25 protein-coding genes and 1 riboswitch are annotated in these 26,307 nt (G+C 60.5%); of the genes, 12 read left to right on the forward strand and 13 right to left on the reverse strand.

Features of this window, described 5'->3' with window-relative positions; genetic code table 11:
- Positions 1-116: 116 nt before the first annotated feature.
- Both JN524_RS08165 and JN524_RS08170 read left to right on the forward strand, forming a co-directional pair.
- Positions 117-785, forward strand: a complete 669-nt coding sequence (locus JN524_RS08165) for a polysaccharide lyase family 7 protein (protein WP_108588993.1) — start codon at positions 117-119, stop codon at positions 783-785.
- Between the two features lie 460 nt (positions 786-1,245).
- Positions 1,246-1,620, forward strand: a complete 375-nt coding sequence (locus JN524_RS08170) for a DUF6124 family protein (RefSeq protein WP_202369049.1) — start codon at positions 1,246-1,248, stop codon at positions 1,618-1,620.
- Positions 1,621-1,680: 60 nt separating this feature from the next.
- Here JN524_RS08170 and fba read toward each other — a convergent pair whose 3' ends face one another.
- The 6 genes from fba to tkt all read right to left on the reverse strand — a co-directional run bounded on the left by fba (position 1,681) and on the right by tkt (position 8,045).
- Positions 1,681-2,745, reverse strand: coding sequence for a class II fructose-bisphosphate aldolase (fba, locus tag JN524_RS08175; protein ID WP_003229012.1), 1,065 nt, complete (start codon positions 2,743-2,745; stop codon positions 1,681-1,683).
- Positions 2,746-2,993: 248 nt separating this feature from the next.
- Entirely contained in the window at positions 2,994-3,329 is a 336-nt protein-coding gene (locus tag JN524_RS08180) for an MliC family protein (RefSeq protein ID WP_202369050.1), read from the reverse strand.
- Between the two features lie 57 nt (positions 3,330-3,386).
- A complete protein-coding gene (locus JN524_RS08185; RefSeq protein WP_007961876.1) occupies positions 3,387-3,608 on the reverse strand; it encodes a hypothetical protein in 222 nt (73 codons plus the stop codon).
- A gap of 34 nt (positions 3,609-3,642) precedes the next feature.
- On the reverse strand, positions 3,643-4,806 hold the full coding sequence (locus tag JN524_RS08190) for a phosphoglycerate kinase (protein ID WP_007961877.1): 1,164 nt from the start codon (positions 4,804-4,806) through the stop codon (positions 3,643-3,645).
- A 26-nt stretch (positions 4,807-4,832) separates the two neighbouring features.
- On the reverse strand, positions 4,833-5,891 hold the full coding sequence (gene epd / locus JN524_RS08195) for an erythrose-4-phosphate dehydrogenase (protein WP_202369051.1): 1,059 nt from the start codon (positions 5,889-5,891) through the stop codon (positions 4,833-4,835).
- Positions 5,892-6,047: 156 nt separating this feature from the next.
- Positions 6,048-8,045 (reverse strand): transketolase, encoded by a 1,998-nt coding sequence (tkt, locus tag JN524_RS08200; RefSeq protein WP_202369052.1) that lies wholly within the window; start codon positions 8,043-8,045, stop codon positions 6,048-6,050.
- A 258-nt stretch (positions 8,046-8,303) separates the two neighbouring features.
- On the opposite strand from tkt, the gene JN524_RS08205 reads away from it, so the two are divergent.
- From JN524_RS08205 to JN524_RS08220, 4 genes are all read left to right on the forward strand, one after another.
- Entirely contained in the window at positions 8,304-9,299 is a 996-nt protein-coding gene (locus tag JN524_RS08205) for an ArsR/SmtB family transcription factor (RefSeq protein ID WP_183784867.1), read from the forward strand.
- 18 nt (positions 9,300-9,317) lie between these two features.
- Positions 9,318-10,508, forward strand: a complete 1,191-nt coding sequence (gene metK, locus JN524_RS08210) for a methionine adenosyltransferase (protein WP_202369053.1) — start codon at positions 9,318-9,320, stop codon at positions 10,506-10,508.
- Between the two features lie 217 nt (positions 10,509-10,725).
- Entirely contained in the window at positions 10,726-12,402 is a 1,677-nt protein-coding gene (gene ligB, locus JN524_RS08215; protein ID WP_202369054.1) for an NAD-dependent DNA ligase LigB, read from the forward strand.
- Positions 12,403-12,496: 94 nt separating this feature from the next.
- Positions 12,497-12,892 (forward strand): DUF1090 domain-containing protein, encoded by a 396-nt coding sequence (locus JN524_RS08220; RefSeq protein ID WP_007961884.1) that lies wholly within the window; start codon positions 12,497-12,499, stop codon positions 12,890-12,892.
- 180 nt (positions 12,893-13,072) lie between these two features.
- On the opposite strand, the gene JN524_RS08225 is transcribed toward JN524_RS08220, so the two are convergent.
- Positions 13,073-13,522, reverse strand: coding sequence for a c-type cytochrome (locus JN524_RS08225; protein ID WP_027610619.1), 450 nt, complete (start codon positions 13,520-13,522; stop codon positions 13,073-13,075).
- Positions 13,523-13,650: 128 nt separating this feature from the next.
- Here JN524_RS08225 and mltA point away from each other — a divergent pair, with 128 nt between their 5' ends.
- The gene (gene mltA, locus JN524_RS08230; protein ID WP_202369055.1) at positions 13,651-14,823 is read left to right on the forward strand and encodes a murein transglycosylase A; all 1,173 of its coding nucleotides are present in this window, start codon (positions 13,651-13,653) and stop codon (positions 14,821-14,823) included.
- A gap of 95 nt (positions 14,824-14,918) precedes the next feature.
- On the opposite strand, the gene JN524_RS08235 is transcribed toward mltA, so the two are convergent.
- Positions 14,919-15,302 (reverse strand): MAPEG family protein, encoded by a 384-nt coding sequence (locus JN524_RS08235; RefSeq protein ID WP_027610617.1) that lies wholly within the window; start codon positions 15,300-15,302, stop codon positions 14,919-14,921.
- 39 nt (positions 15,303-15,341) lie between these two features.
- Positions 15,342-16,175, reverse strand: a complete 834-nt coding sequence (locus JN524_RS08240) for an EamA family transporter (protein WP_202369056.1) — start codon at positions 16,173-16,175, stop codon at positions 15,342-15,344.
- A gap of 155 nt (positions 16,176-16,330) precedes the next feature.
- Here JN524_RS08240 and JN524_RS08245 point away from each other — a divergent pair, with 155 nt between their 5' ends.
- Positions 16,331-17,596 (forward strand): cation:proton antiporter, encoded by a 1,266-nt coding sequence (locus tag JN524_RS08245; protein WP_202369057.1) that lies wholly within the window; start codon positions 16,331-16,333, stop codon positions 17,594-17,596.
- Here the strand turns inward: JN524_RS08245 and JN524_RS08250 are convergent, their stop codons facing one another.
- Positions 17,597-18,502: a formate/nitrite transporter family protein gene (locus tag JN524_RS08250; RefSeq protein WP_202369058.1), complete on the reverse strand. Its 906-nt coding sequence runs from the start codon at positions 18,500-18,502 to the stop codon at positions 17,597-17,599.
- Positions 18,503-18,707: 205 nt separating this feature from the next.
- Positions 18,708-19,115 (reverse strand): acyl-CoA thioesterase, encoded by a 408-nt coding sequence (locus JN524_RS08255; RefSeq protein ID WP_047297108.1) that lies wholly within the window; start codon positions 19,113-19,115, stop codon positions 18,708-18,710.
- 196 nt (positions 19,116-19,311) lie between these two features.
- Positions 19,312-19,410: riboswitch (S-adenosyl-L-homocysteine riboswitch) on the forward strand.
- A 23-nt stretch (positions 19,411-19,433) separates the two neighbouring features.
- Between JN524_RS08255 and ahcY the strand changes: the two genes are divergently transcribed.
- The 4 genes from ahcY (at position 19,434) to JN524_RS08275 (ending at position 24,894) form a co-directional block, all read left to right on the forward strand.
- Positions 19,434-20,843 carry an adenosylhomocysteinase gene (gene ahcY, locus JN524_RS08260; RefSeq protein ID WP_096795737.1) on the forward strand — a complete coding sequence of 470 codons (1,410 nt, stop codon included), beginning with the start codon at positions 19,434-19,436 and terminating at the stop codon, positions 20,841-20,843.
- 159 nt (positions 20,844-21,002) lie between these two features.
- The gene (gene metF, locus JN524_RS08265) at positions 21,003-21,848 is read left to right on the forward strand and encodes a methylenetetrahydrofolate reductase [NAD(P)H] (RefSeq protein ID WP_202369059.1); all 846 of its coding nucleotides are present in this window, start codon (positions 21,003-21,005) and stop codon (positions 21,846-21,848) included.
- A gap of 146 nt (positions 21,849-21,994) precedes the next feature.
- A complete protein-coding gene (locus JN524_RS08270) occupies positions 21,995-22,807 on the forward strand; it encodes a substrate-binding periplasmic protein (RefSeq protein WP_123588961.1) in 813 nt (270 codons plus the stop codon).
- A 221-nt stretch (positions 22,808-23,028) separates the two neighbouring features.
- The gene (locus JN524_RS08275; protein WP_108591838.1) at positions 23,029-24,894 is read left to right on the forward strand and encodes a DEAD/DEAH box helicase; all 1,866 of its coding nucleotides are present in this window, start codon (positions 23,029-23,031) and stop codon (positions 24,892-24,894) included.
- A 234-nt stretch (positions 24,895-25,128) separates the two neighbouring features.
- Here the strand turns inward: JN524_RS08275 and JN524_RS08280 are convergent, their stop codons facing one another.
- Positions 25,129-25,722, reverse strand: a complete 594-nt coding sequence (locus tag JN524_RS08280) for a YceI family protein (protein WP_027610605.1) — start codon at positions 25,720-25,722, stop codon at positions 25,129-25,131.
- Positions 25,723-25,753: 31 nt separating this feature from the next.
- Complete coding sequence (locus JN524_RS08285; RefSeq protein WP_047596555.1) at positions 25,754-26,305, reverse strand: cytochrome b; 552 nt, start codon at positions 26,303-26,305, stop codon at positions 25,754-25,756.
- Between the last annotated feature and the right edge of the window lie 2 nt (positions 26,306-26,307).

A 26,307-nucleotide genomic window follows, 5' to 3' on the forward strand; every position in this document is an offset into this window, starting at 1 on the left:
ATCTGCCAAACGGGCGTTAACAAAAAACTCCTCTACGCTTATAACTGCCGCCCGAAAAGGCGCGGGCTAGAGCTTCTGGCACTCGCGTTCAGGATGAATTGAGTGGAAGAACCGACATGATCGATCTCGCAACCTGGAACCTCAGCGTTCCCGTCGGCAGTCCGCCGTACACCGTCGAAACCTCCAAACTGGTGAATGGCTTCAAGGATCAGTACTTCCATTCCGACACCGGCACGCTGTTTTTCTGGTCACCGGTCACCGGGTCAAAAACCGAAAACGCCATCTACCCGCGCACCGAACTGCGCGAAACCTTCAGCAACGGCACCCTGCGCAACTGGTACTACCCGGACGCCGACAACACCCTGCGCGCAACCCTCGCGGTGAACAAGGTGCCCAGCTCCGGCAAGATCGTCATCGGCCAGATCCACGCGTATGAAAGCCAGCGCCCGATGGTCAAGCTCGAATACCAGTACAAGGAAAAAACCCAGAACGGCAACCTGGTGATCAAAGTGCGCATGCACCCCGACGACAAGGAAAGCCGCGTCATCACCCTCGCCACCGGCATCAAGCTGGACAACGAATTCAACTACCTCATCCACCTGAGCCCCGGCGGTGCGCTCGGCGTGAGCGCGGCGGGTTACCAGTGGGATTCACAGATCAGCGCCACCTGGCGCGACAAGCCGCTGTACTTCAAGGCCGGGGTGTATGTGCAGGACAACACCGGCTACACCAGCGAAGGCGGCCAAGTCACCTTCAGCAAACTCGACATCGACCACGACAAATAACCCAACCCCACTGTAGGAGCTGCCGAAGGCTCGGGCCGCGATCGGACGATCTTTTGATCTTGTTTTTGATTCTAAAAAGACAAAATCAAAAGATCGCAGCCTTCGGCAGCTCCTACATTAAACGTGCGTGTTTAAGCTGAGTGCTGGTTACTTCCCGATGCCTACAACAACTTGCGTGGATACCTACGGCTACGCCAGAATCCGCCGGCTTGTGCGCCTGGAGGGCCATCGGTAACTTGATTCGCGTCACTGATTTCCAGTGATCGGGTTTAGTAGCCCGTGGTTACGCGATGCGCATTGGCACCATTCAGTCGGACATTCATCCGCGCTTGATGGCAGCTGTTCGCAGGGCGCCTTCGGGTGCGCCGGTCGCGTCTCCCCGGTCTACTAACCTGCGTTCAGCTGCCACCCCTTCGTTTAGTAGCGATCCGGTGCCGGCTCCATTTACCGGAGACGAAACATGACCAAATCAACACCACACCCGCCAGACACAGACCCAGACCCAGACCCAGCCTCCCCCTACGAATCCCTCGATTCAAAAAAACTCCACGACGCCGCCGAACGCGCCCTCGACCATTACCTCAATCCTGCCGCCCTCATCATGGCGAGCGGCAACAAACCCGAGCCCATGTACCTCGCCAACCCGAAGTACGACACCGAATCCCTGCTCGCCAACGCCAGCGAAACCCTGGGCTCGGCAAGCGACATGCTCAACAACTTCGCCGCCATCCTCGACTCATCCCACCGCAAGACCGCACTGGGCATCGCGCAAATCGTCATGCTCGGTGAACTGGCGGTGAATCAGGCACTGGATCATGTGGAGTTGAAGAAGTAACCGCCCACAAAAAACCCGCCTTACGGCGGGTTTCTTGTATCAGCGGTTCAAAGCTAAGGCTTAGTTAACCTTCGCGTTCAACTCACCCTTCAAATACCGCTGGAACATCGCTTCCAACGAGATCGGCTTGATCTTCGAAGCATTACCGGCAGTACCGAACGCTTCATAACGAGCGATACACACATCACGCATCGCCGTCACGGTTGCGCCGAAGAATTTACGTGGGTCGAATTCGCTCGGGTTGGTGGCCATCAGGCGACGCATGGCGCCAGTGGATGCCAGGCGCAGGTCGGTGTCGATGTTGACCTTGCGCACGCCGTACTTGATGCCTTCGACGATTTCTTCAACCGGTACGCCGTAGGTTTCTTTGATGTCGCCGCCGTACTGGTTGATGATCGCCAGCCACTCTTGTGGCACGGACGAAGAACCGTGCATCACCAGGTGGGTGTTCGGGATGCGCTTGTGGATTTCCTTGATGCGGTCGATCGCCAACACGTCACCGGTAGGTGGCTTGGTGAATTTGTAGGCGCCGTGGCTGGTGCCGATGGCGATGGCCAAGGCATCGACCTGGGTCTTCTTGACGAAGTCAGCGGCTTCTTCAGGGTCGGTCAGCATCTGGCTGTGATCCAGAACGCCTTCAGCGCCGATGCCGTCTTCTTCACCGGCCATGCCGGTTTCCAGCGAACCCAGGCAGCCCAGCTCGCCTTCAACCGAAACGCCGCAGGCGTGAGCCATGGCAACAGTTTGTTGGGTAACGCGGACGTTGTATTCGTAGTCGGTCGGGGTCTTGCCGTCTTCGCCGAGGGAACCGTCCATCATTACCGAGCTGAAGCCCAGTTGGATGGAACGCTGGCAGACGTCAGGGCTGGTGCCGTGGTCCTGGTGCATGCACACCGGGATGTGCGGGAATTCTTCGATCGCGGCCAGGATCAGGTGACGCAGGAACGGCGCGCCGGCGTATTTGCGAGCGCCGGCCGAAGCCTGGACGATCACCGGGGAGTCAGTCTTGTCAGCGGCTTCCATGATGGCGCGCATCTGCTCAAGGTTGTTGACGTTGAAGGCTGGAACGCCGTAGCCGAACTCGGCTGCGTGGTCCAGCATCTGGCGCATGCTGATAAGTGCCATTGTGTGTGTCTCTCCCGGTTGAGGGTCGTTAATCGTGCCAGCCTGCCGGAGCGGCGGCGGCTATTCAAGTGATTGCAGATCGGGGGTCGAAGCCCGGTCTGGTGATTCGATAAAGCAAATTCTCAAGTACTACACACAGCCCTTGTAGGAGTGAGCCTGCTCGCGATAGCAATCCTGCAGCCAGTACTGCAGCGACTGTCATACCGCTATCGCGAGCAGGCTCACTCCTACAATGGGCCTGCGGTGTGTCAATTACTGGCCTTGCAGCCGCGGCCAATCAGGTCATTGGTGGCGACCCAGTACACCAGGCCTTCGTTACCCTTGACGTGAAACGCCAGCATGCCGTCGCTGTACAGCACGCCCGAGGCGCCCGGCTCTTCTTTCAGGCGATAGACCTGATCACCGCCGCCCAGTCGAACATCGACTTCCTTCTGGCCGGCATCGACGTAGCGCCACAGCACTTTGGCCTGGCTGTCGCAGGTCCAGGTGATCCAGCTGTCCGCAGGTGCGGACGACTGAAACAGGTTCATCTGCGCGCAACCGCCCAACAATGCCAACGCCGCAATGGCGATCAAGCCTTTCATCCGTGTTCCTCGACTGACAGCCAACGCCGCCAGCCCTGAGTTAAAGAGTCAGACCGGTCAAGGACAACCATGTTCCTTGGCCGGGGTTTGCGTCTCGTATTTGTCCAGACCGTCCGGCCCCGAGCGCTTGTTCAGCACCGGGTTGGTTTCGGCCTGCCAGTCGGCCTGATAGCAGCCTTTCTGTGCCGCATCCGGTGCAGGCGTGGCCTCGGCCTTCGGGTTACTCCCGCAGGCCGCCAGCGTACCGGTCAGCAACAACAGCGCTAACGACTTGACCATCTGAACACTCCTTTGCCTGGCCAAACGGGCGGCCTCAGGCCTTGGCCCGGCTTTCCAGGACTTCAACGGCCGGCAGCACCTTGCCTTCGACGAATTCGAGGAACGCGCCACCACCGGTGGAAATGTAGGAGATTTGCTCGGCCACGCCATATTTATCGATGGCCGCCAAGGTGTCGCCACCGCCGGCAATGGAGAACGCGGCGCTGTCAGCGATGGCTTGGGCCAGCACCTTGGTGCCGTTGCCGAACTGGTCGAATTCAAACACGCCGACCGGGCCGTTCCACAGAATGGTTTTCGACGATTTCAGCAGTTCGGCGAAGTTGGCCGCGGTTTGCGGGCCGATGTCCAGAATCATGTCGTCAGCGGCAACGTCAGCGATCAGCTTGACGGTGGCTTCAGCGCTTTCAGCGAATTCCTTGGCGACGACCACGTCCACCGGCAGCGGCACGCTGACCTTGGCGGCGATGGCGCGTGCGGTGTCCAGCAGGTCCGGCTCGTACAGCGACTTGCCGACCGGGTGACCGGCAGCGGCGAGGAAGGTGTTGGCGATGCCGCCGCCGACGATCAGTTGATCGCAGATCTGGCTCAAGCTGTTCAGTACATCGAGTTTGGTCGAGACCTTGGAACCGGCAACGATGGCAGCCATTGGCTTGGCCGGTGCGCCCAGCGCCTTGCCCAGTGCGTCCAGTTCAGCGGCCAGCAACGGGCCAGCAGCCGCGACTTTGGCGAACTTGGCAACACCATGCGTCGAACCTTCGGCACGGTGCGCGGTGCCGAAAGCGTCCATCACGAACACGTCGCACAGGGCGGCGTATTGCTGGGCCAGTTCGTCGGCGTTCTTTTTCTCGCCCTTGTTGAAGCGCACGTTTTCGAACAGCACGATGTCGCCGGCCTTGACGTCAACACCGCCCAGGTAATCGGCCACCAGCGGCACTTCGCGGCCCAGGGCCTTGCTCAGGTAGTCGGCGACTGGCTTGAGGCTGTTCTCGGCGGAGAACTCGCCTTCGGTCGGACGGCCCAGGTGCGAGCACACCATCACCGCCGCACCTTTTTCCAGGGCCAGCTTGATGGTCGGCAGCGAAGCCAGGATACGCGCATCGCTGGTGACAACACCGTCCTTGACTGGGACGTTGAGGTCTTCGCGAATCAATACGCGCTTACCTTGCAGATCGAGGTCGGACATCTTCAACACGGTCATGGGTCGCACTTCCTGAGTAACTGTTCTTAGAGAGCAGGTTTTTTTGAAATCGCTGTTTGCAGATAGTGGTCTGCAACGTCCAGCATTCGGTTGGCAAAACCCCATTCGTTGTCGAACCAGGCCAGGATGTTCACCAGTTTGGGGCCGGAAACACGGGTCTGACTGGCATCGACGATGGCCGAATGTGGGTCATGGTTGAAATCACAGCTGGCGTGCGGCAACTCGGTGTAGGCCAGCAGCCCCTTGAGCGGGCCGTTGGTGGCGGCTTCGCGCAGGATCCGGTTGACCTCGTTGGCATCGGTCGCGGTGGCGGTCTGCATCGTGATGTCGAGGCAGGACACGTTGACCGTCGGCACGCGTACGGCTTTGGCCTGAATTCGCCCGGCAAGTTCCGGCAGCAGGCGCTCGATACCACGCGCCAGACCAGTGGACACCGGGATCACCGACTGAAACGCCGAACGGGTGCGGCGCAAGTCTTCGTGGTGATAGGCGTCGATCACCGGCTGATCGTTCATTGCCGAGTGAATAGTGGTGATCGACACGTAATCCAGGCCGATCGCCTTGTCCAGCAGACGCAACAGCGGCACACCGCAGTTGGTGGTGCAGGAGGCGTTGGACACCAGCAGTTCGGCGCCGGTCAGGCAATCCTGATTGACGCCGTAGACGATGGTGGCGTCGACATCCGCCTCGCTGGCCATCGGTTGCGAGAACAGCACGCGTGGCGCGCCGGCGTCGAGGAAGCGCTGGCCGTCTTCGCGGGTGTGGTAAGCGCCGGAGCATTCGAGCACCAGGTCGACGCCCAGCGCCGCCCAGTCGATGCCTTCGGGGGTGGCACTGCGCAGGACCTTCACGCAGTCGCCATTAATATGCAGACAATCGCCTTCTACTCGCACTTCGCCGGGAAAGCGGCCGTGGGTGGAGTCGAAGCGTGTCAGGTATTCGATGCTGGCCATGTCCGCCAGATCGTTGATCGCGACAATTTCAAACCCGGCGCTCTCGCCTCGCTCGAACAACGCACGCAAGACGCAACGACCAATCCGGCCGTAGCCGTTGAGTGCAACTTTGTAGGGACGCGGTTGAGGCATGGGGTTCTCGATAGTATTCGCTAACAACACAACCCCATGTAGGAGCTGCCGGAGGCTGCGATCTTTTGATCCTGTTTTTTTAGATCAAGATCAAAAGATCGCAGCCTCCGGCAGCTCCTACAGGGAACGCGGCGACTTGGGTCGCCGCGCTATGTTTTAGTCTTCCAGCAGCTCTTCAGCCTGACCCAGGATGTTTTCCAGGGTGAAGCCGAACTCTTCGAACAGTGCCGAAGCCGGAGCCGATTCGCCGTAGGTGGTCATGCCGATCACGCGACCTTCCAGACCCACGTACTTGAACCAGAAGTCGGCGTGGGCCGCTTCGATCGCGATACGTGCGCTGACCTGCAACGGCAGAACCGATTGCTTGTAGCCGGCGTCCTGAGCGTCGAACACGCTGGTGCAAGGCATGGAAACCACGCGCACCTTGCGGCCTTGCTCGGTCAGTTTGTCGTAGGCCTGAACGGCCAGACCGACTTCCGAACCGGTGGCGATCAGGATCAGCTCAGGCTCGCCTGCGCAGTCCTTCAACACGTAGCCACCGCGGCTGATGTCGGCGATCTGGCCGACATCGCGTTCCTGGTGCTGCAGGTTCTGACGCGAGAAGATCAGCGCCGATGGGCCGTCCTTACGCTCCAACGCGTTTTTCCAGGCCACTGCCGATTCAACGGCATCGGCTGGACGCCAGGTGTCGAGGTTCGGCGTGGTCCGCAGGCTGGTCAGTTGCTCGATCGGCTGGTGCGTCGGGCCGTCTTCGCCCAGACCGATGGAGTCGTGGGTGTAGACGTGGATCACACGCTTCTTCATCAGCGCCGACATGCGTACCGCGTTGCGCGCATATTCCATGAACATCAGGAAGGTCGCGCCGTAAGGCACCAGGCCACCGTGCAGGGACACGCCGTTCATGATCGCGGTCATGCCGAATTCGCGCACGCCGTAGTACATGTAGTTGCCGCTGGCATCTTCAGCGCTGACGCCTTTGCAACCTTTCCACAGGGTCAGGTTGGAACCGGCCAGGTCAGCCGAGCCGCCGAGCAGTTCCGGCAGCAGCGGGCCGAACGCGTTCAGGGTGTTCTGGCTGGCTTTACGGCTGGCGATGGTTTCGCCTTTGGCCGCCACTTCAGCGATGTAGGCCGAGGCTTTTTCCGCGAAGTCAGCCGGCAGTTCGCCGCTCAGACGACGGATCAGCTCGTTGGCTTCGGTCGGGAACGCCGCGGAGTAGGCAGCGAAACGCTGATCCCACTCGGCTTCGGCGGCGCGACCTTTTTCCTTGGCATCCCACTCGGCATAAATGTCGGCCGGGATTTCGAACGGGCCGTAGTTCCAGTTCAGCGCCTGACGGGTCAGGGCAATTTCCGCGTCACCCAGTGGGGCGCCGTGGCAATCTTCCTTGCCCTGCTTGTTCGGCGAACCGAAACCGATGGTGGTCTTGCAGCAGATCAGGGTCGGCAGCGGGCTCTTGCGCGCGGTTTCGATGGCGGTCTTGATCTCTTCCGGATCGTGCCCGTCGACGTTGCGGATCACCTGCCAGTTGTAGGATTCGAAACGCTTCGGGGTGTCATCGGTGAACCAGCCTTCGACTTCACCGTCGATGGAGATGCCGTTGTCGTCGTAGAAGGCGATCAGCTTGCCCAGGCCCAGCGTACCGGCCAGGGAAGCGACTTCGTGGGAAATGCCTTCCATCATGCAGCCATCACCGAGGAACACGTAGGTGTGGTGATCAACGATGTTGTGGCCAGGACGGTTGAACTGCGCGCTCAGGACTTTTTCTGCCAGGGCGAAGCCGACTGCGTTGGCCAGACCCTGACCCAGCGGGCCGGTGGTGGTCTCGACGCCCGGGGTGTAACCGAATTCCGGGTGACCCGGGGTGCGGCTGTGCAGTTGACGGAACTGCTTGAGATCGTCGATCGACAGGTCGTAACCGGTCAGGTGCAGCAGCGAGTAGATCAACATCGAGCCGTGGCCGTTGGACAGCACGAAGCGGTCACGGTCGGCGAACGACGGGTTGCTCGGGTTGTGCTTGAGGTAGTCGCGCCAAAGTACTTCGGCGATATCTGCCATACCCATAGGGGCACCGGGATGGCCGCTGTTGGCTTTTTGCACGGCATCCATGCTGAGGGCACGAATGGCGTTGGCACGCTCACGACGGCTAGGCATCGCTGATCTCCTGGGTGTGAATAGATTGAAACGGAAAAAAGGAGGGCATTTTCCCTCACCGGAGCGCTTCGGGGCAATGACAGATAGTCATCCGAAGGCGTTTTTCCCGTGCTGGACGGCGGTTTCGTCTGGTGAAACCTTTCCGCTGTTCGTTTGTAGAGTTAACCAGCCAGGGAGAAGTGCCATCTATCGAGCAATATCAAAACTTTTTGATATTGCCCTTGCGGCGATTTCCCACCGTCACTAGACTGCTGCCCCATGAACTTACGCGTGCCTTCCATTCGCCATGACGATTGCGACGAGCTGGCGGCCCTGTGCAAGGCCGGTGGCGATCCGCTGCGTCTGAATGTATTGCGCGCGCTGGCCAACGACTCGTTCGGCGTACTGGAGTTGGCGCAGATTTTCGGCATCGGTCAGTCCGGCATGAGCCACCACCTAAAAGTGCTGGCCCAGGCCGATCTGGTGGCGACACGCCGTGAAGGTAACGCAATTTTCTATCGCCGCGCCCTGCCCCACACCGAATTGCTGGGCGGCAAGTTGCACGCCGCATTGTTAGAAGAAGTCGACAATCTGGCGCTGCCGGACGACGTGCAGACGCGCATCGCCCAGGTTCACGGACAACGTGAAGCGGCCAGCCAGGACTTTTTCGCCCGGGTCGCGGAGAAATTCCGCGCCCAGCAAGACTTGATCGCAGGTCTGCCGCAGTACCGTGACAGCGTGCTGGCCCTGCTCGACAAACTGAACTTCAATGGTGCTGCCACGGCCATTGAAGTCGGCCCCGGCGATGGTGCTTTCCTGCCGGAACTGGCCCGCCGCTTCGGCACCGTAACCGCGCTGGACAACAGCCCGGCGATGCTCGAACTGGCGCGTCAGGTATGTGAACGTGAACGGCTGGCTAACGTCAGCCTGCAATTGGCCGATGCATTGAATGGCACCAGCCTTCAGGCCGATTGCGTGGTACTGAACATGGTGCTGCACCATTTCGCCGCGCCGGCCGAAGCGCTCAAGCACATGGCCGGCCTGCTGCAACCGGGCGGTAGCCTGCTCGTGACAGAGTTATGTAGCCACAACCAGAGTTGGGCCAGGGAGGCCTGCGGTGATCTGTGGTTGGGGTTTGAACAGGACGATTTGGCCCGTTGGGCCACCGCTGCGGGACTCGTTCCCGGGGACAGCCTCTATGTAGGCTTACGTAATGGTTTCCAGATCCAGGTTCGCCACTTTCAGCGACCGGCTGGCGACACTCACCATCGGTAAATTCAGGAAAACATCGAGATGAGCGAATACTCCCTCTTCACCTCCGAGTCCGTGTCTGAAGGACATCCGGACAAAATCGCCGACCAGATTTCCGATGCGGTGCTGGACGCCATTATCGCCCAGGACAAACACGCACGCGTTGCCGTGGAAACCCTGGTCAAGACCGGCGTGGCTATCGTTGCCGGTGAAGTGACCACCAGCGCCTGGGTTGACCTGGAGCAGATCGTTCGTGATGTGATCTGCGACATCGGCTACACCAGCTCCGAAGTCGGCTTCGACGGCGCGACCTGCGGCGTGATGAACATCATCGGCAAGCAGTCCCCTGACATCAACCAGGGCGTTGACCGTGCCAAGCCTGAAGATCAGGGCGCTGGCGACCAGGGCCTGATGTTCGGCTACGCCAGCAACGAAACCGACGTGCTGATGCCAGCACCGATCACCTTCTCGCACCAGTTGGTACAGCGCCAGGCCGAAGCCCGCAAATCGGGTCTGCTGCCGTGGCTGCGTCCGGACGCCAAATCGCAAGTGACTTGCCGTTACGAAGGCGGCAAGGTTGTCGGTATCGACGCCGTTGTTCTGTCGACCCAGCACAACCCTGAAGTGTCCTACAAAGACCTGCGCGAAGGCGTGATGGAGCTGATCGTCAAGCACGTGCTGCCTGCCGAACTGCTGAGCAAAGACACCCAGTTCCACATCAACCCGACCGGCCAGTTCATCATTGGCGGCCCGGTAGGTGACTGCGGTCTGACCGGTCGCAAGATCATCGTCGACAGCTACGGCGGCATGGCCCGTCACGGCGGTGGCGCGTTCTCCGGTAAAGATCCATCGAAGGTTGACCGTTCGGCTGCCTACGCTGGCCGTTATGTTGCCAAGAACATCGTCGCTGCCGGCCTGGCCGAGCGTTGCGAGATCCAGGTGTCCTACGCCATCGGTGTCGCTCAGCCGACTTCGATTTCGCTGAACACCTTCGGTACCGGCAAGATCAGCGATGACAAGATCATCAAACTGGTGCGTGAAGTGTTCGACCTGCGTCCATACGCGATCACCACCATGCTCGACCTGCTGCACCCGATGTACCAGGAAACTGCAGCCTACGGCCACTTCGGTCGTGCTCCGCAGATCAAGACTGTTGGCGAAGACACCTTCTCCACCTTCACCTGGGAAAAAACCGACCGCGCCGACGCTCTGCGTTCCGCTGCTGGTCTGTAAGCCCTCCCCGGCCGCAAAAAAAGCCCCGCACGGTTCGCGCCGTGCGGGGCTTTTTCATGTTTGCAAAGAGCAAAAGATCGCGTTCCCCTGTAGGAGCTGCCGAAGGCAGCGATCTTTTGACTTTAACGCTGCGCAACACCCCGCAAAACACCCAGGCTACCCGACCCGCAATCCTCGCCTAGCCTTCAAGCATTCCCCCTGAGCAAGGACGCTCAAAATGCTTGCCACGCTGCGCCTGTTTTCCGCTGTTCTGCTGAGCTTCACGCCTCTGATCGCTTATTCAGCCTGCCCCGACTGGTCTGCCAGCAGGGCAAACATTGAAATCTCCGCCCTGCAAAAACAGATCGACCAATGGGACGACGCCTATCACCGCGAAGGCCGCTCGCTGATTGCCGACGAGCTTTACGATCAATCGCGCCTGCGCCTCAACCAATGGCGCCAGTGCTTCCAGCAGCCCGCAGCGCCCGAACCGTTGCGCAGTGCGTCTGGCTCCGTCGCGCATCCGGTCGCCCACACCGGTCTGGACAAGCTTCACCAAGCCGCCGCCGTTCAAGCATGGCTGAAGGACCGGCAGGATGTCTGGGCACAACCCAAGGTCGATGGCGTCGCAGTGACGCTGATTTACCGCCGTGGCCTGTTGCAGCAAGCGATCAGTCGCGGCGACGGGGTCAGCGGTCAGGACTGGACAGCGTCGGCGCAAAAGATCGCTGCCATTCCGCAACAACTGACCCAGCCGCTGGACCTGCTGGTGCAGGGCGAGCTCTACTGGCGCCTGAATCAACATGTGCAAGCCAGCACCGGCAGCGTCAACGCCCGCGCCACGGTTGCCGGGCTGATGAGCCGTAAAACCTTGAGCGCAGAACAGGCGTCCGGGATCGGTCTGTTCGTCTGGGACTGGCCGCAGGGTCCGGCGAATCTGCCTGAAAGAATATCGACGCTAGCGACGTTGGGCTTCGCCACGACAGCGCCATTCAGTCAGGTCATCGCCAACTTTACCGACGCGCAAAGATGGCGCGAGCATTGGTATCGATCGCCCCTGCCGTTCGCTACTGACGGCATTGTCCTGCGCCAGAGCCAGCGTCCACCGGCTGAGCGCTGGCAGGCGAGCGCGCCCTACTGGGCTATCGCCTGGAAATACCCGTTTGCCCGAGCGCTGGCCGAAGTGCGCAAAGTCAATTTCAAAGTCGGCCGCAGCGGACGCATCACGCCGGTACTGGAGTTGTCGCCGGTGATGCTCGATGACCGCCAGATCAGACGCGTCAGTGCCGGGTCACTCAAGCGCTGGCAGGCGCTGGATATCCGCCCCGGCGATCAAGTGGCAATCAGCCTGGCCGGGTTGACGATTCCACGACTCGACAGTGTGGTGTTGCGTACCTCCGAACGGGCCGCCCTCGACATTCCCGACACGCGCGATTTCCACGCCCTGAGCTGCTGGCAACCGACACCCGGTTGCGAAAGCCAGTTTCTCGCGCGCCTGACCTGGCTCAGTGGCAAGCAGGGGCTGGCGCTGCAGAATGTCGGGCGCGGCACATGGGAGAAACTTCTGGAAACAGGCCGCCTGAACAACCTGCTGGATTGGTTGACCCTCGACGAGCCAGAGCTTGCTAACATTGCCGGCTTCGGCGAGCGCAGCAGCGCGCGTCTGATCAACAGTTTTCACAGCGCCCGCCAACGGCCGTTCACGCAGTGGCTCAAAGCATTGGGTTTACCGCCGACGGGGCAGGCACAACTGGCCGACTCGTGGCAGGCGCTGGCACAACGCGATACCGAACAATGGCAGGCAGAAGCCGGAATCGGCCCGGGCCGCGCGGCGCAATTGAGCGCATTCTTCCGCGACCCGCAGGTGCTGGCCTTGAGTGACACATTACGCGCCGCCGGAATCGACGGTTTCTGATCACGCAATCCCCGGCAGCCGGGAACCCAAGGGCCGTCAGACGCTCAAACAGCGCAGTGCCCCCGACCCGACTGCCTTTGCACATGGAGCTTTTATGAAATTTCTTGCACCGCTTGCCTTGCTGACTCTCTGTGGCGTTCTGGCCGCGCCTGTGATGGCTGACGAAGATGCACCGGGCCTGACCGGTTGCGCCGCGAAGAAGCAGGGCATCATCAATCAGCTCGAACAGGCCAAATCCCGCGGCAACACCGATCAGCAGGCCGGTCTGCAAACCGCTCTGGATGAAGTGACCAAGAACTGCACCGATGCCGGTCTGAAGAAAGAACGCGAAAACAAGGTGCTGGAAGCCAAGCACGAAGTGAGCAAGCGTCAGGCGGATCTCGACAAGGCGATGAAGAAAGGCGATCCAGAGAAGATCAACAAGCGCAAGGACAAGCTCGCCGAGTCGCGCAAAGAGCTGCAGGATGCGCTGGACCAGATCGACAAGTAACCGAAGGTTTGGTGAGGGAGATTTATGTGGTGAGGGGATTTATCCCCGATGGGCTGCGCAGCAGCCCCAAAACCATTCAACCGAGTCTTTCAGAAAGAACAGCAGGTTCACGACGGCTTCGCCGCCGATCGGGGCGGTGCGACGTTTCGCTAAATCCCCTCGCCACAATTGCTCAGCAGTTCAATGATCCCGAAACTCTTTATGGCAAGCGCTGCAGGCATCTTCAACTTTCTGCACCGCTGGCCCGAGGTTACTGGCCTTGTAAGGCTGAACCTTGCTGGCGATTACCAGTTCACCGGTGGCCGCTTCAAGGTTGCGGGCCAATTCCTGAAAGCGGGCCTGACGCAGCCAGACATCATCCTTGGCGCTGGTGTGATCTTCTTCACGAACCTGCGGGAAATGCTTCCACGGTTCATGCGACAACGCATCGAGCTTCACCGCGCCTTCGGCGAATTTCGGCCCGTCGAACGGAATACGTCCACGCAACATGCCGCCCAGGTCTTCGCCGGTCTTGAGCATCTGCTTGAAGATCGCCTTGCGTTGCCCCAACGGCGAATTCGGATCGACGCCGCCACAGGCGGACAAGGTCAGACAGGCCAGCAATACAACAGAAATTCTTTTAAGAGTCATGGTGGCTTCAGGTCACGGAATTCGGCGGCCAGTATCCTCGCGTCGCCGACAAACACCAATAGCCCTATTAAAAATACGGGTTGCCCGAGCGCATGGAGCACTTGGGCAACCGGCACAGGAATCACTCCATGAACAGCCGCTTCAAGGCCTGGCGTCACCCACTGATCGCAACCCTGCCACTGCTGGCAATCCTTGCCGGCTGTACGGGCGGCGACACTGCCAAACCGAAAACCCACGCCTTGGCCACTTATTCCAGCACCACCTGGGAAGCCCTGCCGGCGGTGTCCGACAGCGATCTGGTCGCCGGTTTCGGTTCATGGCGCAGCGCCTGCACCCGACTCAAGGCTGATCCGGTCTGGGGTGGCACCTGCGCGGCAGCCGCCAACGTGCCGCTGAACGCCAACGAGATCCGCGCCTTCCTCAAGCAGAACCTCGACGTATTCGGGCTGCGCGCCGAGCATGACAACCCCAACGGTCTGATCACCGGTTACTACGAACCGGTCTACCCCGGCAGCCTGACGCCCACCGAGGTGGCGAACGTGCCGGTGTATGGCGTGCCGGAAGACATGATCATCGTCTCGCTGGACAGCATTTACCCGGAACTCAAGGGCAAGCGCCTGCGCGGTCGCCTCGAAGGTCGGGTGCTCAAGCCGTATGACGACGCGGCAACCATCGAATCCAAAGGCGTCAAAGCGCCGGTAGTGGCCTACCTGACCGATCCAATGAACCTGCAGTTTTTGCAGATCCAGGGTTCCGGGCGGATTCAGACGCCGGATGGCAAACAACTGCGCATCGCCTACGCCGACCAGAATGGCCACCCGTACCGGCCGATCGGTCGCTGGCTGGTCGAGCAAGGTGAGCTGAAGAAAGAGGACGTGACCATGAGCGCGATCAGCAACTGGGCCAAGGCCAACCCGTCGCGCATTCCGGAACTGCTGGGCAGCAACCCGAGCTACGTGTTTTTCACTCGCAACCCGGACAGCAACGAAGGCCCGCGCGGCTCGCTGAACGTGCCGCTGACTGCGGGTTACAGCGCAGCAGTGGATCGCAAGGTGATTCCGTTGGGCAGCCTGCTGTGGCTGTCGACCACTCGCCCGGACGGCAGCGCTTTGGTTCGCCCGGTCGCGGCGCAGGACACCGGTGGCGCGATTGCCGGCGAGGTGCGTGCGGATCTGTTCTGGGGCACCGGCGATTCTGCCGGGCAACTGGCCGGGGACATGAAGCAGCAGGGGCAGATCTGGATGCTCTGGCCTAAAGGTGTGGCGTTGCCGCAAGTACCCCAAGTCGCCGATAAAACTTGAAAAGCAAAAAGATCGCAGCCTGCGGCAGCTCCTACAGAGGAATGCGCACTCCTGTAGGAGCTGCCGCAGGCTGCGACCTTTTGATCTTGCTTGATCTATACCGATACAAAGAAGAACGCAGCAATCAGCCCCATCCCGACAAACCACACCAGCGACCGCAAGATCGCCCAGTCCGCCAGGTAGCAGATGATGTACAGCAGGCGACTGGTGATAAACAGCACCGCCAGCACATTCACTGTCACTAGCTGCGCCGTGCCCACCAGATGCGCAACAATCACTGCGGCAGCAAATGCCGGCATCACCTCGAAGCTGTTCAACTGCGCCGCATGCGCCCTTCGGGCGACGCCGCCCACGCTATCGAGAAAATCCCGAGGATCATGATTGTCACTGAGCCTGAAGCCGCCTGAGACCTTGGCCACGATCGTGCACACATACGGCAGGAAAATCGCGATCAACACACACCACAGAGCCACCGTCATAAAGCCGTCCTTCTTCGAGTGATAGAGAGTTGCGGGCAGTCAGAACTTCATCACCAGCATGCCGATCAATACCAGCCCACAGGCTAAGAGCCGCGGCCTGCCGAAAGGTTCTTTCAGGTAGCGCATGCCGAACAGCACCACCAGGATCACGCTGATCTCACGCAAGGCCGCCGCCTCGGCAATCGAGCCCAACTGCATCGCCCACAGCACCAGAGCGTAGCTGAACAACACGCAGAACCCGACCGCCAGGCCCAGCTTCCATTGCTCGCTCCAGAACACCATAAACGCCGGGCGTTTCGCCACCCACGCCAGCAACGGAAACGGCCAGGCGCTGAACAGCGTGACCCAGACCAGGTAATCCAGTGGATGCGACCAGCGCCGCAAGGCCTGACCATCGATGTAGGTGTAGCAACCGATGCACAAGCCGATCAGCGCCACCACCGGTAGCATCGACCAAGGGAGATGTTTGCCACCACCGCCCTGCCAGAGCAGGCAGGCCATGCCCAGCGGAATCAGCATGATCCCGAAGATCTGCTGCGCGGTGAGCACTTCGCCGGCGAAGATCAGGGTCAGCGCCAGCACCACCAGCGGCGACAAGCCACGCATCAACGGATAAACCAACCCGAGGTCGCCGACCCGATAGGCCTGTATCAGCAGATAGCGATACAGCAGCTCGAATGCTGCCGACGCCAGAATCCACGGCCAGATCTCCAGCGGCGGCAGGCTGATGAATGGAAATGCCAGCGCCACGAACAGCAGCGCCACCGTGTCCATGCACGCCACCACCAGCAGCCGTTCGGCACTGAACTTGATCAGGGTATTCCACGTCGCGTGCAACAGCGCCGCCATTAACACCAGAACTGTCGCCGCCACGTCCCACTCCTTGATTTTTTTGTTGACCCTACACCAATGTCTGCGGCTGACCAACCGAGGGGGCATGATTGTGTCCCCACCCCGAAACAGCCCATCCAACCTTTGCACCGAAGAATCGGGGCGCTGTCTTTCCACCCCCATCCAATGGAGCCCGGATGCTAGAACTTGTCGCCGCTTTTATCTGCCTCACCACCCTTCTCACCTTCGTCAATTACCGCTTCATCGGCCTGCCGCCGACTATCGGCGTGATGGTCACCGCGCTGATGTTCTCCCTGTTGCTGCAAGGCCTGAGCGTGCTCGGCTATCCCGGCCTCGAAGAGCGCGTGCAGCAACTGATCGGCCAGATCGACTTCGGCGATCTGCTGATGAACTGGATGCTGTCGTTCCTGCTGTTCGCCGGCGCCCTGCACGTCAACCTCAACGACCTGCGCAGCTACCGCTGGCCGATCGGCCTGTTGGCCACTTTCGGCGTGCTGATTGCCACCGTCGTGATCGGCAGCCTCGCTTTTTACATCTTTGCCCTGTTCGGCTGGCACGTGAGCTTCCTCTACTGCCTGCTGTTCGGCGCGCTGATTTCGCCGACCGACCCGATCGCGGTGCTCGGCGTACTGCGTACCGCCAATGCCTCGAAGCCGCTGAAAACCACCATCGTCGGCGAGTCGCTGTTCAATGACGGCACTGCGGTGGTGGTGTTCACCGTGCTGCTGGGCATCGCCCAACTGGGTGAGACGCCGACCCTCAGCGCCACGGCCATGCTGTTCGTGCACGAAGCCATTGGCGGTGTGCTGTTCGGCGGGCTGATCGGTTATGGGGTGTACCGGATGATCAAGAGCGTCCAGCAGCATCAGATCACGGTGATGCTGACCCTGGCGCTGGTGATCGGCGGTTCGGCGATGGCCACCGAGCTGCACGTCTCGGCGCCGATCGCGATGGTGGTGGCCGGTCTGATCATCGGTAACCTGGGGCGCAACCTGGCGATGAACGACATGACCCGCAAGTACCTCGACGGCTTCTGGGAGCTGCTCGATGACATGCTCAACGCCCTGCTGTTCGCGCTGATCGGCATGGAGCTGTTGCTGCTGCCGTTCAACTGGGCGCACGTGGCGGCGGCCAGTTTGCTGGCGCTGGCGATCCTGCTGTCGCGCCTGCTCACCGTGGCCCCGGCCATCGTTCTGCTGCGGCGCTGGCGCACGGTGCCGCGCGGCACCATTCGCATTCTGACCTGGGGCGGTTTGCGCGGTGGGGTCTCGGTGGCACTGGCGCTGGCCCTGCCGCTGGGCCCGGAGCGCGATCTGCTGCTGAGCATCACCTACATCGTGGTGCTGTCGTCGATCCTGCTGCAGGGCCTGACCATCGGCAAACTGGTCAAGCACGCCACCCGTGACGAGCCGGCCACAGCGGCCGAGCCTGCGCACCACTGATCATTTTCTGATCTGCTGCGGATCGGGCTTTTCGGCCTGATCTGCAGCCTGTTTCGCCTTGCCTGTATCTTTCGGCGCGCCGCTTTCGCTGCGGATCTGTGCATGGCTGATCAGGGCGAAGATGAAACTGCCGCCGATGATATTCCCCGCCAGCGTGGGCCCGGCAAACACCATCCAGAAATCACTCCACGGCAGCTCGCCGGCAAATACCAGATACGACACTTCCGCCGAACCGACCACGATGTGGGTGAAGTCGCCCAGCGCCATCAGGTAGGTGATGAGGATGATGATCCACATCTTCGCGCTCTCCATGGACGGGATCATCCAGACCATGGTGGCGATCATCCAGCCGGAAACGATGCCCTTGGCAAACATCTGACTGGCGTGGTTTTCCATGACCTTGCGGCCGATTTCAAGGAAGGCGTGATCAGTCTTGCTGTCGAAGATCGGCAGCTCGAGCATCACGTACGCCACCAGAATCGTCCCGCACAAATTGCCGAACAGGACCACGCCCCACAAGCGGATCAACCGGCCGAAGTTTTTCATGGTCGGTTTGGTCATCACCGGCAGAACGGCGGTCAGGGTATTTTCGGTGAACAGTTGCTGGCGGGCGAGAATCACCGCGAGAAAACCGGCGCAGTAGCCGAAACTGGCGATCACCTTGAACTCATCGCCCTCAGGCAGCCGCGAATTGAGCAGGCCCATGCCCATCAATGACAGGCCCATGGTCAGCCCGGCGGCGAGCGCCGACCACCACAATGCAGCGATGCTGCGCTCCAGTTCCTGATCGCCCTGAGTGCGGATGATTTCATGCAGAACCGCCGCGCGGGGCGGCTGGTTTTTCTCGACTTCATGTTGTTCGTCGGTCGAGAGGTTGGGGGTCTTGCCGTCTGTCGGGGTGCTCATGGCGTGGGAACCGGGTGGGGGGCTTTCAGCTACGACCGTTCTTGCCTGGAATACGTTCTGTACGCGCCTCGCAAATCCCCGGATTTACGCATGACAATGTAGGAGCTGCCGAAGGCTGCGATCTTTTGATCTTGCTCTACCAAAACAAAGTCAAAAGATCGTCCGATCGCGGCCCGAGCCTGCGGCAGCTCCTACAGGGCTCGCATTACTCGCTGACGAGCTCATCTTCCTTGAACTGGTCTTTGACGTACTTGATCTCGGTGCGACCGTGCGGCGCCGGCAGGCCGTCTTCGCCGAGGTTGACGAAAACCATCTTCTCGACCGTGAGGATGCTCTTGCGGGTGATCTTGTTGCGCACTTCGCAGGTCAGGGTGATCGAGGTGCGGCCGAACTCGGTGGCGGTGATGCCCAGTTCGATGATGTCGCCCTGGCGCGAGGCGCTGACGAAGTTGATTTCGGAAATGTACTTGGTCACCACGCGCTGATTGCCCAACTGGACGATCGCGTAAATCGCCGCTTCTTCGTCGATCCAGCGCAGCAGGCTGCCGCCGAACAGGGTGCCGTTGGGGTTCAGGTCTTCGGGTTTTACCCATTTGCGGGTGTGGAAATTCATGTTCACTCCTGAGCGTTTGCCGAAAGATGGCGCCATCTTGGCAGACCGGGCGGTCAGGCTCCATGAGCCTTCTACTATGGTCGCTATTAGCGATCTTCATCTGGCCGACAGAAACCCTTTGGAAGATCAGTCTAGACGGCTATAATCGCCCCCGTTTCAAAACGGTAACGTTCACCTGCTACCGTTTTCCCGCCACCTGTCCGAGGGGCGCTGCAGCAGGATCAACCTGTCAGGCTCGGATGGGGCGTTGACTGGCCACGGCCGGACACTAAACGCACAACGGCGCCCATTCGCATACATTACGAATGGAGGCTCTTCATGAGCGCTGTTATCACGCCTGCAGATTTTAACGATTACAAAGTTGCCGACATGTCCCTGGCTGCCTGGGGCCGTCGCGAAACCATCATCGCCGAGTCGGAAATGCCGGCCCTGATGGGTCTGCGCCGCAAGTACGCCTCCGAGCAGCCGCTCAAGGGCGCGAAAATCCTCGGCTGCATCCACATGACCATTCAGACTGCCGTGCTGATCGAAACCCTGGTTGCCCTGGGTGCCGAAGTACGCTGGTCGTCCTGCAACATTTTCTCGACTCAGGATCAGGCCGCTGCGTCCATCGCTGCCGCCGGCATCCCGGTTTTCGCCTGGAAAGGCGAGACTGAAGAAGAGTACGAGTGGTGCTTGGAGCAGACCATCCTCAAGGATGGCCAGCCATGGGACGCCAACATGATCCTCGACGACGGCGGCGACCTGACTCAGCTGCTGCACGACAAGTACCCACAGGTGCTGGACCGTGTTCACGGCGTGACCGAAGAAACCACCACCGGCGTTCACCGCCTGCTGGACATGCTGGCCAAGGGCGAGCTGAAGATCCCGGCGATCAACGTCAACGACTCGGTGACCAAGTCCAAGAACGACAACAAGTACGGCTGCCGTCACAGCCTGAACGATGCAATCAAGCGCGGTACCGACCACCTGCTGTCCGGCAAGCAAGCGCTGGTCATCGGTTACGGTGACGTGGGCAAGGGTTCGGCCCAGTCCCTGCGTCAGGAAGGCATGATCGTCAAGGTTTCCGAAGTTGACCCGATCTGCGCCATGCAGGCCTGCATGGACGGTTTCGAACTGGTTTCGCCGTTCATCGACGGTATCAACGACGGCACCGAAGCGAGCATCGACAAGGCGCTGCTGGGCAAGATCGATCTGATCGTGACCACCACCGGCAACGTCAACGTTTGCGACGCGAACATGCTCAAAGCCCTGAAGAAGCGCGCTGTTGTCTGCAACATCGGTCACTTCGACAACGAAATCGACACTGCTTTCATGCGCAAGAACTGGGCATGGGAAGAAGTGAAGCCACAGGTCCACAAGATCCACCGTACCGGCCCGGGCGCTTTCGACGCGCAGAACGACGACTACCTGATCCTGCTGGCCGAAGGCCGTCTGGTGAACCTGGGCAACGCCACTGGTCACCCGAGCCGCATCATGGACGGTTCGTTCGCCAACCAGGTACTGGCGCAGATCTTCCTGTTCGGCCAGAAGTACGCCGACCTGTCGCCAGCCGAGAAAGCCGAGCGTCTGACCGTTGAAGTACTGCCGAAGAAACTCGACGAAGAAGTTGCCCTGGAAATGGTGCGCGGCTTCGGCGGCGTGGTCACTCAACTGACCAAGCAACAGGCTGACTACATCGGCGTGACCGTCGAAGGCCCGTTCAAGCCGCACGCTTACCGCTACTAACAGGCGCTGTCTGCTCGCTCTCCCTGTGGGAGCGAGCCTGCTCGCGAAGGCGTCGCAACATTCAACATCCGTGTTGTCTGACCCGGCGCTTTCGCGAGCAGGCTCGCTCCCACATGGGATTGCAGCGCCTCGAAGGTTCTTGTTTCCAAGGGTATGACCATGTCCCAAGACCGTCGCTACAGCTTCGAGTTCTTCCCGACCAAGACCGATGCTGGGCATGAAAAACTGCTCAACGTTGCCCGTCAGTTGGCAACGTACAACCCCGATTTTTTCTCCTGCACCTATGGCGCTGGTGGTTCGACCCGTGATCGCACCCTCAACACCGTTCTGCAGCTGGAAAGCGAAGTCAAAGTACCGGCCGCACCGCACCTGTCGTGCGTCGGAGACAGCAAGGACGACCTGCGCGGCCTGCTGAACGAGTACAAGGCGGCCGGCATCAAGCGCATCGTGGCCCTGCGCGGCGACCTGCCATCCGGCATGGGCATGACCAGCGGCGAGCTGCGTCACGCCAACGAACTGGTTGAATTCATTCGTGAAGAAACCGGTGATCATTTCCACATCGAAGTTGCCGCTTACCCGGAGATGCATCCGCAAGCGCGCAATTACGAAGACGATCTCGCCAACTTCGTGCGCAAGGCCCGTGCCGGTGCCGACAGCGCCATTACCCAGTACTTCTTCAACGCCGACAGCTACTTCTACTTCGTCGAGCGTTTGCAGGCGCTGGGCGTGGATATTCCAGTCGTGCCGGGGATCATGCCGATCACCAACTACAGCAAGCTGGCGCGGTTCTCCGATGCCTGCGGTGCGGAAATCCCGCGCTGGATCCGCAAGCAACTGGAAGCCTACGGCGATGACAGCCAGAGCATTCAGCGCTTCGGCGAGCAAGTTGTCAGCGAAATGTGCGAACGCCTGCTGCAGGGCGGCGCACCGGGGCTGCACTTCTATTCCATGAACCAGGCTGAACCTAGTCTGGCGATCTGGAATAACCTGAAGTTGCCGCGCTAAGCACTAAAAGAAAGATCAAAAGATCGCAGCCTTCGGCAGCTCCTACAGGGGTGTCGTTGCTGCGATTTTTTGCTTTTGAATCCCCGAATTAGAGCTTGTGCAGGCACTTTCTGGCTCTTTCGCGTTTCTCGTCGTAATCTCAAGCCATGCCTTTTTTCGCGCAGTTACTCACCGTGCTGGTTTTTGCTTGCCTGAGCTTTGCCGCTCGGGGCGAGAAGCTGCGTATTGTCACCGAGCCGTGGGCACCTTACGTCTACGAAGAGGATGGCAAGAACCTCGGGCTGGACTACGAAACCACCGCCATCGTGTTCAAGCGTCTGGGAATCGAAGTCGAATGGCAGTTCCTGCCGTGGAAACGTTGTCTGTCGATGCTCGAAACCGGCCAGGCTGATGGCGCGCTGGATATTTTTCACAGCGATGAGCGCGATGCCACCCTGCTCTACCCCATCGAACCGCTGTCGGACGTCGAGTTCGTGATGTTCTACGCCAACGACCGTCCCCATCCGTTCCGCCAGCTCGAAGACCTCAAAGGCCTGACCATCGGCACTTCGCCGGGCTATCTGTACAGCCCGGACTTCAGCCAGTCGACACTGTTTACCCGTGAACCGGCACCGACCCACGAAGCCAACTTCGGCAAACTGCTGCGCGGACGCATCGACTTGCTGATCACCGATCGCCGCGTGGGTCAGCATTTGCTCGACCAGCTGAATATTCGCGATCAAATCACCGAAAACCCCACGGTCATCAGCCGTCAGAGCCAATATCTGGCGGTTCGACGCAATGCCGGGATGGACTTGCTGGTGGCGCGTTTCGGCGCCGAACTCAAGCGTTTCAAGCGCGAACCGGCCTACGCCGAGCTCAGCGCACGCTACGGCGCCGCCCCGGTCGACGCCGTGCCGCTGGGCAACGCCTCAGCCAGCCGCAAAACCGTTGAGCAGCAGGAAAGCAGCGCGCAGTGATTGCTCTGTTATACTCCGGCGTTCCCGCCAGGCTCACGCCCGGACGCCCGGAACCGTAACAGGCCTCTCGACCCGCTACAGCGCAGCTTTCAGCCCGCGCGAGCGCTCCTGACGTGCCTTCGGAACCGCAGCAGGACCGGACGGGATCGCGTCCTCTTAAACGCGATTCGCGCCAGGCAAGACTCCCATTGGGCCAAGCCCTAACTAAAACAGGATTACTCATGTCCTTTGCTTCCCTCGGTCTCTCCGAGGCTTTAGTCCGTGCCATCGAAGATGCGGGCTATACCGAGCCTACTCCGGTGCAACAGCGGGCCATTCCCGCCGTGTTGCAAGGTCGCGACCTGATGGTTGCGGCACAGACAGGTACCGGTAAAACCGGCGGTTTCGCCCTTCCGATCCTGGAGCGGTTGTTCCCCAACGGTCACCCGGACAAATCCCAGCGTCATGGCCCGCGCCAACCGCGCGTACTGGTCCTGACCCCGACCCGCGAACTCGCGGCCCAGGTTCACGAGAGCTTCAAGATCTACGCCCGTGACCTGAAATTCGTCAGCGCCTGCATCTTCGGTGGCGTCGGCATGAACCCGCAGGTCCAGGCCATGTCCCGTGGCGTTGACGTGCTCGTCGCGTGCCCGGGTCGTCTGCTCGACCTCGCCGGCCAGGGCAGCGTCGATCTGTCCCACGTCGAAATCCTCGTCCTCGACGAAGCCGACCGCATGCTCGACATGGGCTTCGTTCACGACGTGAAGAAAGTCCTCGCACGCCTGCCGGCCAAGCGTCAGAACCTGCTGTTCTCGGCGACGTTCTCCAAAGACATCACCGATCTTGCCGGCAAACTGCTGCACAACCCGGAACGCATCGAAGTCACCCCGCCGAACACCACGGTCGAGCGCATCGAGCAACGCGTGTTCCGTTTGCCGGCCAGCCACAAGCGTGCCCTGCTGGCGCACCTGATCACCGCCGGCGCCTGGGAACAGGTACTGGTGTTCACCCGCACCAAGCACGGCGCCAACCGTCTGGCCGAGTACCTGGACAAGCACGGCCTGCCGGCTGTGGCGATCCACGGCAACAAGAGCCAGAACGCCCGCACCAAAGCCCTGGCCGATTTCAAGGCCGGTGAAGTGCGCATCCTGGTCGCGACCGACATCGCCGCGCGCGGTCTGGACATCGACCAGTTGCCACACGTGGTCAACTTCGAACTGCCGAACGTCGATGAAGACTACGTGCACCGTATCGGCCGTACTGGCCGTGCCGGTCGTTCGGGCGAAGCGATCTCGCTGGTGGCCCCGGACGAAGAAAAGCTGCTGAAAAGCATCGAACGCATGACCAAGCAGAAAATCGCCGACGGCGACCTGATGGGCTTTGATGCCAGCACCATCGAGGCCGAGAAGCCTGAAGTGCGTGAGCGTCCGGACATGCGCAACCCGCGCAACTCCCGTGGCCCGCGTGGCGACGGTCCGAATGGCGGCGGTGGTGGCGGCGGTCGCAAGGACAAAGGCAAAGACAAGGGCAAGGAAAAACCCGCCGGCGAACGCGGCGAGCGCCCTGCCCGTCAGCAGAAACCACGTGAAGGCACCCCGGCCCGCGAACAGCGTCCGAGCCAGCCACCACGCGCGGCGGCTGATCGTGCACCGGACGAGTTCCTCGACGACGATATCGATAACTTCGGTAACCGCGTCGACTACGTGCCGAAAGCCGCTCCAGCCGGTGGCCGCGGCCGTCGTCCGGGTGCTCCGGCACAAGGTGCAGGCGCAGGCGCTCCACGCGGTGGTCAGTCGCAAGGTCGCCAGAACGGCCCGCGCAACAGCAACGGTTCGAGCACCGGCACCCCGCCGGGCAAACGCAACGGCCCGCGCAACGGTGCTCCGCGTGATGGCCAGGGCCGTCGTGACGAGTCCTCGCGCAACCGCCGTCCGGCTCGCGACGATCAGCAACGCGCCGAACCGGCCGTGCAGAACCCGCGCAGCACCGGGCCGAAGATCATGCACAAGGAGTCCAAGGCTGACCGCTTCCCGACACCTGAGCAGCTCGATCAACTGCCGACCCGTCCGCGCGGTGAAAAACCAGCCTTGCTGACCCGCAATCGCTGAGTTATCGCGGCAATGAAAAATGCCCCGGTTCGAAAGAGCCGGGGCATTTTTTATGGATGTCCCAAAACCCGCTTTCTGTAGGAGCTGCCGAAGGCTGCGATCCTTTGATCCTGGAAAAACCAACCTCAAAAGATCGCAGCCTTCGGCAGCTCCTACAGGGGATCCGGGTGGTGGCGGGCAATAAAAAACGCCCCCGGCCTTGCGACCGGGGGCGTTTTTGTATGGCGGCGAAAATTACTTCGCTTTCACACCTTCGAACGAGATGTACAGATCGACCTTGTCGGACTGTGGGCCCAGGTCCATCATCTTGCCGAAATCAGAGCGCTTGATGCTGGTGGTACCTTCGAAGCCGGCACGGTAGCCGCCCCATGGATCCTTGCCTTCGCCCAGGAACACAGCCTTGACCACGATTGGCTTGGTCACACCGTGCAGGGTCAGGTCGCCGGTCACGTCGGCAGTGTCTTTGCCCTCGGCGTTCTTGCCGGTGGATTTGACGCTGGTGGAGACGAACTTGGCGTCAGCGTATTTGCCCACGTCCAGGAAGTCTTTGCTGGAGATGTGCTTGTCGCGCTCGGCGTGGTTGGTGAACACGCTGGCGGTTTTCACGTTGAATTCGATTTTGCTGTCTTCAGGCTTGGCGGCGTCGAAGCTGAACTTGCCGTCGATGTCCTTGAAGGTACCGGTGATGTAGCTGTAGCCCAGGTGGCTGATCTTGAAGTCGACGAAAGCGTGCTGGCCTTCCTTGTCGACGGTGTAATCAGCAGCCATCACGTTCGCGGACAGTACGGCCGAACCGATTGCCAGAGCGGCCAGAGTCTTTTTCAACATGCTTTCTTTTCCTTTGAGTCGAGGTTGAATTTCAGGCTTTGCGACCGAGCATTCGAGTGAGGGTCGCATCACGATCGATAAAGTGGTGCTTCAATGCTGCCAACGCATGGAGACCGGAAAAAATTACCAGCGCCCATGCCAGCCAGAGATGAATCACCCCAGCGGTGTCTGCCTGATCCGGTAGCCCGGAAACCAGTGCAGGAACTTCAAACAGGCCAAACACCGGGATCCCGACACCGTCTGCGGTGGAAATCAGGTAACCGGCAAGCATCACAGCGAACAGTCCGACGTACAGAAACCCGTGGCCGAATTTGGCGCCGATACGGGTCATGCGGCTGTAGCTTTGCAGCGTCGGTGGCGGTGGGCTGATAAAGCGCCACAACACCCGCAACACCATCACACCCAGTAGCACCAGACCGATGCTCTTGTGCAGATCCGGCGCGTCTTTGCGCCAGCTGCTGTAGTAATCCAGCCCCACCATCCACAGACCCAGCGCGAACAGCCCGAAGACCGCCAGCGCCACGCCCCAGTGCATGAAGATGCTGACCCAACCATAGCGTGAAGCAGAGTTACGTAGCTGCATTG

Source organism: Pseudomonas sp. MWU318 (genome assembly GCF_016756945.1).
Lineage (GTDB): Bacteria > Pseudomonadota > Gammaproteobacteria > Pseudomonadales > Pseudomonadaceae > Aquipseudomonas > Aquipseudomonas putida_A.

What these genes read in the sequence shown, in the direction of transcription:
- ahcY (WP_096795737.1), top strand. Translation starts at nt 19,434, where the DNA reads ATGAGCGCTGTTATCACGCCTGCAGATTTTAACGATTACAAAGTTGCC.
- tkt (WP_202369052.1), bottom strand. Translation starts at nt 8,045, where the DNA reads ATGCCTAGCCGTCGTGAGCGTGCCAACGCCATTCGTGCCCTCAGCATG.
- mltA (WP_202369055.1), top strand. Translation starts at nt 13,651, where the DNA reads ATGAACAGCCGCTTCAAGGCCTGGCGTCACCCACTGATCGCAACCCTG.
- metF (WP_202369059.1), top strand. Translation starts at nt 21,003, where the DNA reads ATGTCCCAAGACCGTCGCTACAGCTTCGAGTTCTTCCCGACCAAGACC.
- JN524_RS08280 (WP_027610605.1), bottom strand. Translation starts at nt 25,722, where the DNA reads ATGTTGAAAAAGACTCTGGCCGCTCTGGCAATCGGTTCGGCCGTACTG.
- JN524_RS08225 (WP_027610619.1), bottom strand. Translation starts at nt 13,522, where the DNA reads ATGACTCTTAAAAGAATTTCTGTTGTATTGCTGGCCTGTCTGACCTTG.
- JN524_RS08170 (WP_202369049.1), top strand. Translation starts at nt 1,246, where the DNA reads ATGACCAAATCAACACCACACCCGCCAGACACAGACCCAGACCCAGAC.
- epd (WP_202369051.1), bottom strand. Translation starts at nt 5,891, where the DNA reads ATGCCTCAACCGCGTCCCTACAAAGTTGCACTCAACGGCTACGGCCGG.
- JN524_RS08180 (WP_202369050.1), bottom strand. Translation starts at nt 3,329, where the DNA reads ATGAAAGGCTTGATCGCCATTGCGGCGTTGGCATTGTTGGGCGGTTGC.
- JN524_RS08220 (WP_007961884.1), top strand. Translation starts at nt 12,497, where the DNA reads ATGAAATTTCTTGCACCGCTTGCCTTGCTGACTCTCTGTGGCGTTCTG.
- fba (WP_003229012.1), bottom strand. Translation starts at nt 2,745, where the DNA reads ATGGCACTTATCAGCATGCGCCAGATGCTGGACCACGCAGCCGAGTTC.
- JN524_RS08185 (WP_007961876.1), bottom strand. Translation starts at nt 3,608, where the DNA reads ATGGTCAAGTCGTTAGCGCTGTTGTTGCTGACCGGTACGCTGGCGGCC.
- JN524_RS08245 (WP_202369057.1), top strand. Translation starts at nt 16,331, where the DNA reads ATGCTAGAACTTGTCGCCGCTTTTATCTGCCTCACCACCCTTCTCACC.
- JN524_RS08205 (WP_183784867.1), top strand. Translation starts at nt 8,304, where the DNA reads ATGAACTTACGCGTGCCTTCCATTCGCCATGACGATTGCGACGAGCTG.
- JN524_RS08255 (WP_047297108.1), bottom strand. Translation starts at nt 19,115, where the DNA reads ATGAATTTCCACACCCGCAAATGGGTAAAACCCGAAGACCTGAACCCC.
- ligB (WP_202369054.1), top strand. Translation starts at nt 10,726, where the DNA reads ATGCTTGCCACGCTGCGCCTGTTTTCCGCTGTTCTGCTGAGCTTCACG.
- JN524_RS08190 (WP_007961877.1), bottom strand. Translation starts at nt 4,806, where the DNA reads ATGACCGTGTTGAAGATGTCCGACCTCGATCTGCAAGGTAAGCGCGTA.
- JN524_RS08250 (WP_202369058.1), bottom strand. Translation starts at nt 18,502, where the DNA reads ATGAGCACCCCGACAGACGGCAAGACCCCCAACCTCTCGACCGACGAA.
- JN524_RS08270 (WP_123588961.1), top strand. Translation starts at nt 21,995, where the DNA reads ATGCCTTTTTTCGCGCAGTTACTCACCGTGCTGGTTTTTGCTTGCCTG.
- JN524_RS08165 (WP_108588993.1), top strand. Translation starts at nt 117, where the DNA reads ATGATCGATCTCGCAACCTGGAACCTCAGCGTTCCCGTCGGCAGTCCG.
- JN524_RS08285 (WP_047596555.1), bottom strand. Translation starts at nt 26,305, where the DNA reads ATGCAGCTACGTAACTCTGCTTCACGCTATGGTTGGGTCAGCATCTTC.
- JN524_RS08235 (WP_027610617.1), bottom strand. Translation starts at nt 15,302, where the DNA reads ATGACGGTGGCTCTGTGGTGTGTGTTGATCGCGATTTTCCTGCCGTAT.
- JN524_RS08275 (WP_108591838.1), top strand. Translation starts at nt 23,029, where the DNA reads ATGTCCTTTGCTTCCCTCGGTCTCTCCGAGGCTTTAGTCCGTGCCATC.
- metK (WP_202369053.1), top strand. Translation starts at nt 9,318, where the DNA reads ATGAGCGAATACTCCCTCTTCACCTCCGAGTCCGTGTCTGAAGGACAT.